A 12,789-nucleotide genomic window follows, 5' to 3' on the forward strand; every position below is an offset into this window, starting at 1 on the left:
CCCTTCTGCTGCTGTGGTAGCGCATTGCACTGTGTAGCCCTTTTCAGTGAGGAACATGTCCAGGGATTCAAGCAAAGAATGTTCATCGTCTATGATAAGTATTTTTTTTCTCTTCAATTTATCTCCCTGAAGGGCACTGTAAAAGAAAAACGTATGCCCTGCGGTTTTCTTAAAGTCACCTTTTCTGCCCCGCCATGTGCCTCTATTATTTTTTTCACATTCGAAAGACCGAGACCGGTCCCCTTCTTTTTGTTGCTGAAAAATGGGTCAAAAATATACGGGAGATCCGATGTGCTTATCCCAGGCCCGTTATCGGAGATTTCGATCTTTATTGCCTTGTTGTTTCTCAGTGTCTGTTTTGTCACAACCTCTATCCTGCCCCTATCCGGTAATACCTCAACAGAGTTTAGCAATATATTGATGATTGCCTGTTCCATTTTTTCATGATCCACTGAGACGAGAGGGATCTTTTTCGAATACCTTTTTACGACAGCTATGTTTTTTTCCCTGATTTTTACCTCCATCATTTCAAGACAGGAGTCAATGACTTCGTTTATTGAGGCAGGTTCAAGATTCAACCGAACCGGTCTTGCAAAATCGAGCATCTCATTGAGAATCCCTTCAAGTCTTGATATCTCATTGGCTATTATTTCCATACGTCTTTTATCATTACCGTTAAATTCCGTGTTTTTAAGAATTATCTGGATATTCATCTTTACCGATGAAAGGGGATTCCTTATCTCATGGGCAAGCGAAGTGGTGAGTTTTCCGATATGGGCAAGGCGTTCCGATTCACGTATCCTTTTTTCTGTTTCCATTCGTTCGGTAATATCCCGGCAGATGCCCGCAACAGCATATTCACCCTGATAAAGAATGCGCTTTACCTTGTTTTCCGTCGACAGGCTGCTTCCGTCCTTATGACGTCTGAAATAGATATACATCTCTTCCGAATCTTCGCCTAACATTCTCCTTTCGTACAACCGCCGCACCACAGGCAATGATTTCGGCGTTACCAGTTCAGTATAAGACTTTCCTATCATCTCATGAGGTGCAATACCGTGCAGATCGCAATAAGCCTGATTTGCAAACACTATTTTTCCATTTTGATTTACAAAATACCCGTCGTTTATGTCTTCAACAAGGACACGGTATTTTGATTCGGACTCGGCAAGCTCCTTTGTCCTCTTCTCCACCTCTCCTTCAAGGTTCTGTGCGTAATCCTTTATCTGCCTCTCATGCAAAGATTGATAATAGTCGCTGAACTTTGTTATGGTATAAAACAGACATGTGTTTAGTCTCTGCAGAACATCCTGCAGTATAGGTCCTTTCAATTCCTTTACAAGTACGGGAAGCAGACCTGTCCTGAAAAGCTCGTAGGCGTTCTGGACCTCAGACAGGGAAAAACTGCCTTGTAGGCGGATATTGGTGATCCACTGGATATGACAATCTATCATGGAAAAATCATTGCATGTCAATACTGCACAGGATGCATCGTAGGCTGCGGATACGCTGATAAACAGTTCCTCAAGTGGCCGCTCCCTGTAGCGTTTGCTGGCGCATGTATGCAGGAAATTTACCCATTCCTCAATGATGTTTTCCCTGTGTCTTTGAAGGATTTCTACAAGATCCACGGTGGAAATTGTATCCTTATAAGAGTTATTGGTCAAGAAGTATATATTTATATGGATCAGATGGCTTGGCAGGTAGATCGAAAAGCCATATTAGATAAGGCTTTTCAATATCTTATACGACTTGAATTCGACATCAAGATGAAAAGAGATAAAACTCTCCATGATCTCACGAACTTCCTTTTCAAAGCGCTTCGTTTCCTCCGGGATGTATGCATCTGAAGGCCCCTTGCTATCGTGAACCTCAAACACCGAACCGTTATGGTTGTTGCCGATGGAGACAAGCCTCGGAATAGTGCCCCCTGAATAGGTCCTGTGCGGGATAGCCCTTGAGCAGGCAGGGCAGAGGACGCCCCCCCTTTCGCTTGAAAAATGGATTTTATGTTCATCCGGAATAACCTTGCCGCAATAGACGCAGCCGATAAAATTAGGTATATAACCCAATATTTCCAGCATTTTAAGCTCATGGTGAAGAATGTCTGCATAGGAAAATTCACTGTGCTTCAGCTTTCCCAGGATATCTTTCAAATTATAAAAAAGGTCGGTGTTTCTCTCCCGTTCCTTAGTAAGCCTATCAGTAAACTCCACAAAAAAGGCGGCAGTAGATACCTTTTTGAGGCTTGTTTCCATACCGCTGCCGGTATCTATGATATCGGCATTATCAATCCTTACCATCCCCCTGGCCTGTTTTTCAAAATACTCAACCCTTATATGATTGAACGGCTCAAGGGTATTCATGAAGCGCTTCTGACTTTTACCGGCCCCTTTTGCAATTGCAGAAATCTTCCCGGATAACAGGGTAAATAGCCGCAGGATCTTATCCGACTCCCCGTATGCCCTCTTTGAAAGAATTATTGCCTCGTCTTTGTGCAGTCCCATCGTAAAATCGGGGTCAGCCCTTGACTTTGACGGAACAGACGCCGTCAAGGATCAAAGGGCAGACCCCTTCCCCTTCCCTCATTTGCTTTTCCCGATAGAATTCATCGCTCTATAATTTCTTTTTGCTTGTCAGGTTTAAACATGAACCTCGTATCCTCTATGGACTGATTTACCTTTATGGATATAAACTCGATTGTGTTAATATTCCCTGTAAATTCGTGCAACTCTATTTTTCTAACCATGTTTTGCCTGTCTATCCAGACCTTTGCCAGCCTTATTGTACTGTCTTTTTTAGGGAGTAGTTCAAGCGCTTCCGTATCCCCTGCTTTTTCACGTTGTTTCAGGTTAAAAAGTTCATCCAATTTGGATATGTCTTCTATAAGGTCCAGAAATGTACCGTCTGTCCTATCTTTGTTTACCTTGTTTTTCTGCACAAAAGGTTTTTCATCTTCCCCTTGCCAGATATACTTCCCGTCATAGAGAAAGTACTTTCCTTTCGGCGACGCATACTGCCAGAGGAAACCCTTACGTCTCTTGTAAAGGAAGCTCCCGTCAAACACCCTTTCCTTCTTCAGACTCGAAATGACGATTTTCTGGTGGAATTGCGCAGTCAGGGTATTTATCTCTGTATATGTCTTTTCAATTGAATCAAAGGGGGAAGTATGCTTCACATCAGTTTTAACTTCGTTTCTACCTTGCGTAATCGGAACTTGAGGTGTTTCCCCTGAAACACCTGTCACAAAAGTGCATAAACAAAGTATTGTAAACATCAAAAAAATAAAATCACACTCAAAGAGCCTCTTTTTCATATTATGCCTGGTGGTTTATTTTCACTGTTTCCTAAAAACTTCTCTTGGTTTAACCCCGTCAGAAGGACCGACAACACCATCCCTCTCCATCCTCTCCACAATCCGGGCAGCCCTGTTGTACCCGATCCTGAACCTCCTCTGAACCATGCTTATGGATGCCTCCCCTTTATCTACAACAAACTCCACTGCTTCTTTGTATTTCTCGTCATCTATTTCGTCATCATCTGCCTTTTCTTCCTTTTCCTCCAGTATCTCATTCTGATATAAAGGCGTTGACTGTTCTTTCAGAAACCCTACTATCCTCTTTATCTCACCTTCCGACACGAAGGGACCGTGAATTCGCTGAAGTTTGCTGAGCCCCGGGCTCATAAAGAGCATATCTCCATATCCAAGCAAGCTTTCAGCGCCGTTTGCATCGAGGATAGTCCTTGAATCCACCTTTGATGATACCTGGCATGATATACGGGCCGGGAAATTTGCCTTGATAATACCTGTCAGTACATCTACCGATGGCCGTTGTGTAGCAAGGATCAGATGGATACCCGATGCCCTGGCCATCTGCGCAAGCCTTGCTATATATTCTTCTACTTCCCGCGTAGAAACCATCATCAAATCGGCAAGCTCGTCTATGACAACTACAATATAGGGCAGCACATCCTGTCCCTGCTCCCGCTCCAGTTTCGCCGTTTTTTGATTATACTTCTCTATGCTCCGTACACCCATTTCCGCCATCATCGTGTACCTTCTCTCCATCTCGTCTATGAGCCACCGCAATGCCGTCTTTGCATTTTTAGGGTTCGTAACGACAGGAAGAAGGAGGTGTGGTATGCCGTCATAAAAGGAAAGTTCAAGCATCTTCAGATCAATCATGAGAAACCTTACATTGACCGGGGTAGCCTTGTAAAGAATGCTGCATATCATGCTGTTAAGTGATACGCTTTTACCGGAGCCGGTGGAGCCGGCAACAAGGAGATGGGGCATCTTGGTCAGTTCTGCCACATAGGGCTCGCCCGATATTGTCTTTCCCAGCGCAAGGGTCAGATAAGACTGAGATGAACCGAACAGTTCGGATTCGACAATCTCCCTGAAGTATACCGTCTGCCGTATTTTATTCGGTATTTCTATACCTACAACAGCCTTCCCCGGAATCGGCGCTATAATCCTTATTGACACAGCACTTAGAGCCATTGCCAGATCATCGGCAAGATTCGAAATTCTGCTTACCTTTATACCAGGGGCAGGCTCAAATTCGTACATTGTTATTACCGGGCCCGGCTTTACCTCTGAGACCTTTCCGTTAATCCCGTAGTCTTTCAATTTTTTCTCAAGAATGCTTGCATTGAGCTGTATACTTTCTTTGTCAATTTTTACTTCTTTTTTCTCTATGGTATCGAGAAGAGAAACAGGTGGAAGCTTATAGGGACCGATATCTTTAAAAAACTCAAAAGACTCCTGAACTGCCTTTTTCTCTGCCTTCGGCTCCGGATGCTTTTCCTCCGCTACTTTAATCTCTTTCCTGTGCTCTACTGATTTTCTCCTTGCAATACGCATTTCAAGGAGGGAAAGCATCGGCGCCTGAACAATCAGAAAAATTGAAATCAAAAAAAGGATGGCAGAGATAAGGTAACTGCCGAAATAACTAAAGAGATTTACCAGGGTTTTCTCAAGCAGAAGGCCAAGAAAACCGGAAAAGGGAATGACAACCCCCTTAATCTGCAGCCTTCCTACCATGAGCTGTAAAATGACCGACATTGACAGAAACAGGAGCACAAGCCCTGATGAAAGCACGAGGATGTGAGGCGGGTCCTTTTTCCTCAGGTAGAACACAGAAAACAGGAGTGTTATTGCCGGCAGGAGATAGCTTAGCATCCCGAACAACTGGATAAGGATGTCTGTAATATAAGAGCCGACCTTTCCACAAAGGTTTTTTGCAGCACCTTCTGCAAGGGTGTTAAAAGAGGGGTCAAGGGGGTAGTATGAAAGCAGGCTGACAAGCAAAAATATAAACACGCCGAGAAGCCCGATGCCTAATATTTCCTTTTTAAACTCTCCAGACATATTCTATCCTGCCCTGAATTTTGCTCCCCCTGTCATGTGCCATGGGTTTGCCCGTGGGAATCTATCAATATGCCTCCAGTATCTGCCATCAGCCTTTCAATAGATGCCCTTACTTCATCCATGACCCTTGCCTTCTCCGAGGCTTTATCCCCGATGATAAGTATCGGTTTACCTATATTAACATATATTACCCCTTTTTCCTTCGGCATAAGGCTACCCTTTGGCTGCAACATGCTCGTCCCGCTAATTCCTATCGGGATTACAGGAACACCGGCGCGGACAGCAAGGGAAAACACCCCCTTTTTAAAGGGAAGAAGCTTCCCGTCCTTGCTTCGGGTACCTTCGGGGAATACGATAATGTTCATACCTTTGCTGATTTTTAGTGCTGCATCATTTATTGCCCTTAGCCCTTCCCGTGGATTTTCCCTGTCGAGACTGACGTAGCTGGCCCTTTTCATGATCCATCCCACAAAAGGAATGGAGAAGAGTTGTCTCTTTGCAACCCACTTAAACATAAAAGGAAGCGCAATGTAGAGCACAAATATGTCAAGGGCACTCTGATGATTACACATAATTATATAAGGTGGCTTCAACAGATTTTCCCTTCCTTTTGACAAAACCTTGATGCCGCACACCTTCAGATGGAGAAAAGCCCAAAAATGTGAAAGTTTATGAATTACCAAGCCTTTGTTGTAAAAAAGAGAACCTGTAAGGGCAATTATTGAGAGAAAAATAGTGGAAAATACGAGGCTTATGGCAGCAACGATTCTTCTCATAATTTTATGGCCTTCTCAAGATTATCGATAATTTTTACGGTTTCCGCTTTGATCTGCGCGTCTATATCGTAAGGAGATATGCCCTGCTTATCAGCCTCCAGCACCTTCCCGTTATATCCCAGACAACCGATAAGCGACAAACCATCGAGGTTCTCCTTGATCAGTTCCAGGTCGGCATCGTTCATCACCTTATTTCCAACAGTAAATATATTTCTTATCCCAAGATCAGCGGCAAGTTTTTTTGTCTGATGTGCTGTTTGAAAACTCCTCTTACCCGGTTCCACAACAACGATCAGCGCATCAATATAAGCCGTAGAACCCCTGCCCAAATGCTCGAGTCCTGCTTCCATATCCACAATCACGTATTCATCCCGCTCGATCAGCACATAGGAGAGCAAGCTCTTTAAAAGTATGTTTTCTGCGCAAAAACACCCGCCGCCTCCCTGAACTATATTTCCCAGGACAACCAATCTGACGTTGCCTTTTTCAACAGAAAACCTGTCGGGTATATCATCAACCATGGGGTTCAGTTTAAAAAATGAGCCGTACTGCCCTTTTTTCGCGCCTGTCCGCTCCTCGATGAATTCCTCCATCTGTGCCAGCGGAACAGCCCCTTTCAATTCATCCGTCGTAAAACCTATGGCGCTCCCCAGGTTAGAATCAGGGTCAGCATCTATTGCAAGTACCCTAAATCCCCGTTCCCCCAGTGCCCTTGCCATTACCCCTGCGAGGGTTGTTTTTCCCACTCCACCTTTACCTGATATGGCAATCTTCATAATGCACCGCTATTTATTTCCATAATTTTTATTTTGTATTATAGTGAATATCTGACTTGTTAGCAAACTATTTTACATCATGTTGCCTCCTCCTCGCACTCCGCCATTTCTGGGGCTTGTTGCTGTCTCCCGGGTAGAACCTGTGAAATAATCAGTGGTGTGGCTGGAACACTATTTTGCTCCCTGCTCAAACTGCGCTCAATTACCCACTATCGACTCGGATTTCATTCAATCTGCGAACTCGTCGTTCCTCCTCAAACAGTGCAGATTGCCCTTCGGGACATTCATCCTCGTCGAGTGAGATACCCAATTGTGCTCGATTCGCGAGTCACAAAAAGTTCTTCCGGCCATGATATGATGTGATTTAGGTCATTTTTTACAGGTTCGTACCCGCTTATAGGTGGCGCTTTTAAACGCGTGGTATTGCATTAAGAATTTGGGATATATTATATCGGGTTTTTTTGGTTCATCCGGTTCAGGCTTATTTTTGAGTTGATAACCTGTTGAATCGAGCCTTTACTGACTTACGCAAGCAAGCACCGCAACTGCGCAGTTTCCTAAAGGCAAGAATTACATGAAGAAACGCTTATCCCCCGGTCCATTCCGGGATGATTATTTTTAACACCTCGAAGTGTGAGCCTCGTGGTTTCCTGAAAACAAGAATTACGGATAGTAATGGAAAATAACGTTTGACAACATCGGGAGAACAAAAAGGGGAATGACTTATAGACTATGATTCGTAAATGTCTTTCATATAGGGGTCATCATCATCGCAAATTTCAATATAAATAAAATCACCATTATCGCTAAGTCTTACTTCTCTGCTGCCCACATCAAAAATTAGTTCCAATTCGTACCACTCCGATTTGGGAATTTGGTCATATCCGAAGACAGTCAAGCCAAAATCAGAAAAGGTTCCTTCATCAGCATTAGCTTCAATCGCGGATCTTATCTTCCTAAGTATGTTTTTAAGCTTTGCTTTATCAGTGTCAACCTCAATAATATTGAAACTAATCATAATTCCTCTAATGAAATTTATATGCTGTAATAAGTTTTGTCAGCATAATAACTTTCAGTGCACACAACGGGTCAGTCAGAAGCATGCTCCATGGTCGATTAGTTGCACCCGGGCGTGCTACGCTTTTTCATATAAATCGTCAATGTTGTCGCTCTTTCGGAAATCCAATAAATGTATAATAGCCTCGCTTCCCATCTACCCTTTCCAGACATGGATATCCAAAATGCCAGTTTGATGTGTCAGCCATGTCTTGGGTTAACAAAGCTGATTCCTTCGCTCCCGGTTCGTCGTAGAGGTCGCCAAGCTGTCTCCTCAGTTCCTGTCTAATGTCGGTTATATGAAACTCCTTATAACCTTTTTTTGTCAGGATAAAAGCTGCTATGTAGTTTGCCCACATTTTGAATTGTGTGGCTTTTGTGAGAAATCTCTCTTTTTGCTGGGGGTCCTTAATGTACTTATCTGCAAGTTCCCGCTTTAATGCTTCCAGGATCGGGTTCATGAATCACCTCCTTAATCCTTTCACATAACATTAACACAGCTTCTCTTTTGTGGGTTTCATTCCCTTTTTGTTACCTTGTTACATTTTAGATGCTTAAGCAACGCAGCAATGTAGCCACCCCATGTTGTAACTTTTTTGACGTCATCAATCTCGACCGAATCTATTTCGTGAGAATCAAGATCTACAGCTCCCTCGTGCACCAAATCATGTACACGAAATAAAATATGAAGATCTAATTTCCATGTGAGTTTACCCGTTGATCTTCTCATTATTAAAAAGCCATCATCAGTAATCTCATATATATTCATCCAGCGATTTCCCCGTAGTGTTGTAAACATTTCTTTACTTCCATTAACTTCAGCCATTTCTTTCAGTCTATTTATTGATAATTGACACTGCGTGCAATAAAACTCATCAAATTTATTAGGTTTCGTTATCATTCGATTTACTGGAATTTTAAGATTCATTTTCAATTTCTCCTCTTACTGGGTGGGGTAAATATCGGATGGATTCAATTCCTCAATATGGAGGTGGAAACGTTCAATAAGTAAATATCCCAGCCAATAAATTCTTCCTATCATGTCATGTCCAGCCCTTTTTCTTTCCATTTTCTCGCTGTCTTATAAGATTGTCAAGGGATTCTTTTCGTGAAAAAACATGAGCTAATTCAAGCCAACCCACTGTGATCGTAAACCCCAGCAAAACCTTCGACAGCCTTTCTAATGCCATCTGTAATGTCGTATTTCGGGCAAGAGCCGCAAGGTACGGATTTCAGGAAGTACATCGCAGGCACTGTTTTTGAACCGAATCAATCTTGAAATTACGTGTGAGAAACTATATGATGACAAAGTTTTTCATTTCAAACTTTCAGATTCCAGTAAAATGTCATCACTTAGTTTTTTCAATTCTTCTTCATTCCACAAAAAATGGCCGTTTCTATAAATACCTATATCGTAGGTATTGCCTTTCAATATTTCGGGCAAATCTCTACCTCTTAGAGTCCATGCAATTTTTTCTTCTCCATCGTTTACATAGTGAATATCCACGAATTCAAAGTTTTTCATGCCATGGTATATTAAAAATTTGGTTTCTTGGTCGGCTAAATTTACCATGTTATAACATACATCTGTAGGCAATATAGGCAATGAAGAAGATTTTGGCATATGGTATTTTTCTTTGTACTTTTTAGAAATAGTATCGCCGCTCAAACTGTTGCTTCCAGTTTCTGCTACAATCTCAACAATAATGTCATATAGCTTTTTTAAAGAATTTGTGAACCTCGCTGAAGGTGCATGTCGAGATTTAATTGTCTTAATCTTTTCAAGATATCTCATCTTATTTAATCTGTTGCTATGGATGTTTGTTTCATTATAGATTTTATTTACAACCGTGGCTTTTGTTTTTTTATCTTCGCTCTGTAACCATTGAATGACATCACTTTTATTTAACATGACCCCGTGTAATTTTGCTGCTTCGTCCAAAATAAAGTCGATAAATGTCTCGTCTTTGGACAGTCCCTGATTCGAGAATTCTTCTGGAAATAGGCCTTTTATATTGTCAGCTATTAATGGCAAGTCCTTGGTTGCCAACTTTATTTTGTGTTCGTTTTCGGCGTCTAATAATGCTTTGCCAGTTTTAACTTGCTCTTTCGAGAGAAATGTCACAAACTTTGTAACTTTCGTGCTGGAATCTTGACTTTTGTCATCAATACAAATCGAGCAAAATTTTCTTTCCTTCCAGTTTCCTCTTTGCAGAGGAAGGTAAAACCACCAAGTAATCCCGTTCGTTAAAACTGCCAGTTCAACACCCTCTTGAAAAGCATACTGCAACAGCTGCTCCTGATGTTTATCCAAATCTTCTCCTGCCCGCTTGGCCTCTACAAAGACTTTTATGTGCCCCCCTTGTTTTAGTGCATAATCAACTCTCTTTCCATGAGTGAAAAATTCAGGTGCTACCTCCTCTGAGTTAAATATATCCCAGTCCAATATATGGAGGATTTTTAATATTATTGTCTGTTTAGTTTGTGTTTCATTAAAGGAGATTATGTTTTTGTTAGAATTAAGATTCTCGAATAACTCATAAAATTTATTCAGCATAATATTAGCAAATACTCTTCGTGCACATTTTAATTACATTTTTTTAAAAGGCGAAGCATTAAATGAGAACTTCTTTCCAAATATGTTCTTTATTTTCTTACAATTTCAATTGTATCACAACTCAAAATCTTTTCAAAGAGTTCCATTAACTTTTGTAATGTTGCATATTAGGAGGATTATGATAGAAACTTTCTTTAGAAGAGGAAGTTGTCAGTGTATTAGGCAAAAACCGCGAAGCGTGACTTTCAAGAAGCATGCTTGAACCGGATGAACCTTATTTTTTATCCATTTGCGGTTTAATTGTTTTTTCTTCAAAACGCAGGCAGGCAATGCCGGAGGCAGCAAAAACTTCGAGAGAAGGCGCCATGGCAGATTTGAATTGAATGGCTTTGCACCCGTAAGGAAATTTTCTGTCCCAGGTTATATAGTAGTGCCTACACTTTTTACAGTCGATATCCTTGCTGTCCATAGGCCTTCAACTCCTGGCAATTGTTGCAATGCGATTAAGTATTTTCTTAACCCGCCCTATCTCCCCGCTTTCCAGTCGTACCTTTATTCCATGCGGATGCCGGGGTGATTTAGTCAGAATATCTTTTATAACTCCTTCTGTCAGTGTGCCTGTGCGCTGATCTTTTTTCAGCACTATGGCAACCTTTATCCCCGGCGTTATATCAGACCGATTTGTTCCATCCATACAGTTTCTCCTTTCCAGAAGATAATATACCGGCAATATCGAGATAATTGCAATGAAAAGGATGGACAATAACGCCCCCGGTATATTGCAAAAATCTGTATTTTATAATACAAATAATGCATTGCGGTCTGACGACCAAAGCACACATAATACCAATTCGGATTCAGAGATAGAACGAGTTAACAAAGTTATAAGATTGAAGGCAAATTGACATAAGAACAACAGGGGCATTCATGGAAACACATTTGAAGGTAATACTCATAAGCCATACACCTGACCCTGAAAGGGCAATCAGTGTTGCGGCAAGGCTCTGTTACAGTCCGGCAGATGTTGAACAGGTTGTCTCTGACACCGGAAAAGACGATCAATCTGCCTTCCTTGAAAAACTTATCGCAGTGGGACACTTAAGCCCTGTTGAACATGTCTCCTTTACCTTCGCTGTCGAGGGAATATCGCGCGCATGTTCGCATCAGCTCGTCCGCCACCGTCTTGCATCATATAGTCAGCAGTCCCAAAGATATGTGGGGGAGGAAGACGGGTTCTCCTATGTTATTCCTCCGATGATCAAGGAAGACAATGAGCTCAGTGTCCATTTTGAACGCCTCATGGAGGAGACGGGCAGGTCATACAGATATATCGTTGAAAAACTGAGGGAAAGAGGGTGCAGTATCGAGTCCGCACGGGAAGATGCACGTTTTGTCCTGCCTAATGCAACGGAAACGAAGATTATCATTACCATGAATGCACGGGAACTTCTCCATTTTTTCAGTATGCGACTTTGCAACCGCGCACAGTGGGAGATTCGTGAAATGGCATATCTCATGTTAAGGCTCGCAAGACCCCTTGCACCTGCCATTTTTCGTTATGGAGGGCCTCCCTGCCTTAAAGGGAAGTGCCCGGAAGGTTCCCGTACATGCGGGAAAACGGATGAAGTACGGCAGCGTTTATCTGTCGAATAAAACTGACTGATACCAATTTGCCTTCATTCATATAACTTCGTTAACTTCGTCCGGGTACCCAAGTAGTGAGTGTTACTCGACTGGCCCGGGAAGGAAGCCGAGGGTGATTCCATGGTTTGTGCTTTAGTCCTCTCCGGGTCTTTTACAAATCAGGGGCCATCCGATACTTCGAGTGCCTGGAGCGCAAGAGGTACCCGTACCTCATCCGGGAAACGGATTGTTATCAAGTCATGACAAAATATGTCTTGAACTGCAAAGAAGATTCTCTATAATTTATGTATGTCCTTCGGCGCGGAGTTGAAATGGTAAGTCGTTTCGACCATTTGACATTTGCCACGTATGGATCGACTTTCCCCCGTGCCGAATGTACAAGTAGTGGGTATATATGATGTGGCGAAGAGAAGGTCAACTAAATCACGGGGAGGTCGTATGGCTAAGCTCAGGGCAAAGATAGGGTCAGGAGAAGTGGGACGCTTAGACCAAAGAAACACGATGTATATGCGGCCAAGGGATCCGGAAAAATCGGATGCCCGAATACTGGATATCGGCAAGCGCCATTACAGCGTGAAGCACTTCGGCAAAACACCGGGCTACACC

14 protein-coding genes are annotated in these 12,789 nt (G+C 42.5%); 1 reads left to right on the forward strand and 13 read right to left on the reverse strand.

What is annotated here, in order from left to right:
* Nucleotides 1-113: 113 nt before the first annotated feature.
* The 13 genes from NT178_08375 to NT178_08435 all read right to left on the reverse strand — a co-directional run bounded on the left by NT178_08375 (nucleotide 114) and on the right by NT178_08435 (nucleotide 11,233).
* Entirely contained in the window at nucleotides 114-1,631 is a 1,518-nt protein-coding gene (locus tag NT178_08375; GenBank protein MCX5812545.1) for a PAS domain S-box protein, read from the reverse strand.
* Nucleotides 1,632-1,721: 90 nt separating this feature from the next.
* Nucleotides 1,722-2,555, reverse strand: a complete 834-nt coding sequence (gene recO, locus NT178_08380; protein MCX5812546.1) for a DNA repair protein RecO — start codon at nucleotides 2,553-2,555, stop codon at nucleotides 1,722-1,724.
* Between the two features lie 53 nt (nucleotides 2,556-2,608).
* Nucleotides 2,609-3,277, reverse strand: a complete 669-nt coding sequence (locus NT178_08385) for an outer membrane lipoprotein carrier protein LolA (protein ID MCX5812547.1) — start codon at nucleotides 3,275-3,277, stop codon at nucleotides 2,609-2,611.
* 60 nt (nucleotides 3,278-3,337) lie between these two features.
* On the reverse strand, nucleotides 3,338-5,374 hold the full coding sequence (locus NT178_08390) for a DNA translocase FtsK 4TM domain-containing protein (GenBank protein MCX5812548.1): 2,037 nt from the start codon (nucleotides 5,372-5,374) through the stop codon (nucleotides 3,338-3,340).
* A 32-nt stretch (nucleotides 5,375-5,406) separates the two neighbouring features.
* Nucleotides 5,407-6,150 carry a lysophospholipid acyltransferase family protein gene (locus tag NT178_08395; GenBank protein ID MCX5812549.1) on the reverse strand — a complete coding sequence of 248 codons (744 nt, stop codon included), beginning with the start codon at nucleotides 6,148-6,150 and terminating at the stop codon, nucleotides 5,407-5,409.
* Nucleotides 6,147-6,926: an AAA family ATPase gene (locus tag NT178_08400; protein MCX5812550.1), complete on the reverse strand. Its 780-nt coding sequence runs from the start codon at nucleotides 6,924-6,926 to the stop codon at nucleotides 6,147-6,149. Before NT178_08400 ends, NT178_08395 begins: the two co-directional genes overlap by 4 nt.
* Nucleotides 6,927-7,656: 730 nt before the next feature.
* Entirely contained in the window at nucleotides 7,657-7,944 is a 288-nt protein-coding gene (locus tag NT178_08405; protein MCX5812551.1) for a hypothetical protein, read from the reverse strand.
* Nucleotides 7,945-8,083: 139 nt separating this feature from the next.
* Nucleotides 8,084-8,443: a hypothetical protein gene (locus NT178_08410; protein MCX5812552.1), complete on the reverse strand. Its 360-nt coding sequence runs from the start codon at nucleotides 8,441-8,443 to the stop codon at nucleotides 8,084-8,086.
* 56 nt (nucleotides 8,444-8,499) lie between these two features.
* Nucleotides 8,500-8,910, reverse strand: coding sequence for a hypothetical protein (locus NT178_08415; GenBank protein ID MCX5812553.1), 411 nt, complete (start codon nucleotides 8,908-8,910; stop codon nucleotides 8,500-8,502).
* A gap of 115 nt (nucleotides 8,911-9,025) precedes the next feature.
* The gene (locus tag NT178_08420; protein ID MCX5812554.1) at nucleotides 9,026-9,172 is read right to left on the reverse strand and encodes a hypothetical protein; all 147 of its coding nucleotides are present in this window, start codon (nucleotides 9,170-9,172) and stop codon (nucleotides 9,026-9,028) included.
* A 125-nt stretch (nucleotides 9,173-9,297) separates the two neighbouring features.
* Nucleotides 9,298-10,539, reverse strand: a complete 1,242-nt coding sequence (locus NT178_08425; GenBank protein MCX5812555.1) for a type I restriction endonuclease — start codon at nucleotides 10,537-10,539, stop codon at nucleotides 9,298-9,300.
* Nucleotides 10,540-10,813: 274 nt separating this feature from the next.
* Nucleotides 10,814-11,008, reverse strand: coding sequence for a uracil-DNA glycosylase (locus NT178_08430; GenBank protein MCX5812556.1), 195 nt, complete (start codon nucleotides 11,006-11,008; stop codon nucleotides 10,814-10,816).
* Nucleotides 11,009-11,014: 6 nt separating this feature from the next.
* Entirely contained in the window at nucleotides 11,015-11,233 is a 219-nt protein-coding gene (locus NT178_08435) for a YwbE family protein (GenBank protein MCX5812557.1), read from the reverse strand.
* Nucleotides 11,234-11,466: 233 nt separating this feature from the next.
* On the opposite strand from NT178_08435, the gene thyX reads away from it, so the two are divergent.
* Nucleotides 11,467-12,192 carry an FAD-dependent thymidylate synthase gene (gene thyX / locus NT178_08440; protein MCX5812558.1) on the forward strand — a complete coding sequence of 242 codons (726 nt, stop codon included), beginning with the start codon at nucleotides 11,467-11,469 and terminating at the stop codon, nucleotides 12,190-12,192.
* Nucleotides 12,193-12,789 lie beyond the last annotated feature (597 nt).

It is taken from the genome of Pseudomonadota bacterium, from assembly GCA_026388255.1.
GTDB lineage: Bacteria > Desulfobacterota > Syntrophorhabdia > Syntrophorhabdales > Syntrophorhabdaceae > JAPLKB01.

What these genes read in the sequence shown, in the direction of transcription:
- NT178_08420 (MCX5812554.1), bottom strand. Translation starts at nt 9,172, where the DNA reads ATGGCATTAGAAAGGCTGTCGAAGGTTTTGCTGGGGTTTACGATCACA.
- NT178_08425 (MCX5812555.1), bottom strand. Translation starts at nt 10,539, where the DNA reads ATGCTGAATAAATTTTATGAGTTATTCGAGAATCTTAATTCTAACAAA.
- NT178_08390 (MCX5812548.1), bottom strand. Translation starts at nt 5,374, where the DNA reads ATGTCTGGAGAGTTTAAAAAGGAAATATTAGGCATCGGGCTTCTCGGC.
- NT178_08400 (MCX5812550.1), bottom strand. Translation starts at nt 6,926, where the DNA reads ATGAAGATTGCCATATCAGGTAAAGGTGGAGTGGGAAAAACAACCCTC.
- NT178_08410 (MCX5812552.1), bottom strand. Translation starts at nt 8,443, where the DNA reads ATGAACCCGATCCTGGAAGCATTAAAGCGGGAACTTGCAGATAAGTAC.
- NT178_08435 (MCX5812557.1), bottom strand. Translation starts at nt 11,233, where the DNA reads ATGGATGGAACAAATCGGTCTGATATAACGCCGGGGATAAAGGTTGCC.
- NT178_08385 (MCX5812547.1), bottom strand. Translation starts at nt 3,277, where the DNA reads ATGTTTACAATACTTTGTTTATGCACTTTTGTGACAGGTGTTTCAGGG.
- NT178_08430 (MCX5812556.1), bottom strand. Translation starts at nt 11,008, where the DNA reads ATGGACAGCAAGGATATCGACTGTAAAAAGTGTAGGCACTACTATATA.
- NT178_08405 (MCX5812551.1), bottom strand. Translation starts at nt 7,944, where the DNA reads ATGATTAGTTTCAATATTATTGAGGTTGACACTGATAAAGCAAAGCTT.
- thyX (MCX5812558.1), top strand. Translation starts at nt 11,467, where the DNA reads ATGGAAACACATTTGAAGGTAATACTCATAAGCCATACACCTGACCCT.
- NT178_08395 (MCX5812549.1), bottom strand. Translation starts at nt 6,150, where the DNA reads ATGAGAAGAATCGTTGCTGCCATAAGCCTCGTATTTTCCACTATTTTT.
- NT178_08415 (MCX5812553.1), bottom strand. Translation starts at nt 8,910, where the DNA reads ATGAATCTTAAAATTCCAGTAAATCGAATGATAACGAAACCTAATAAA.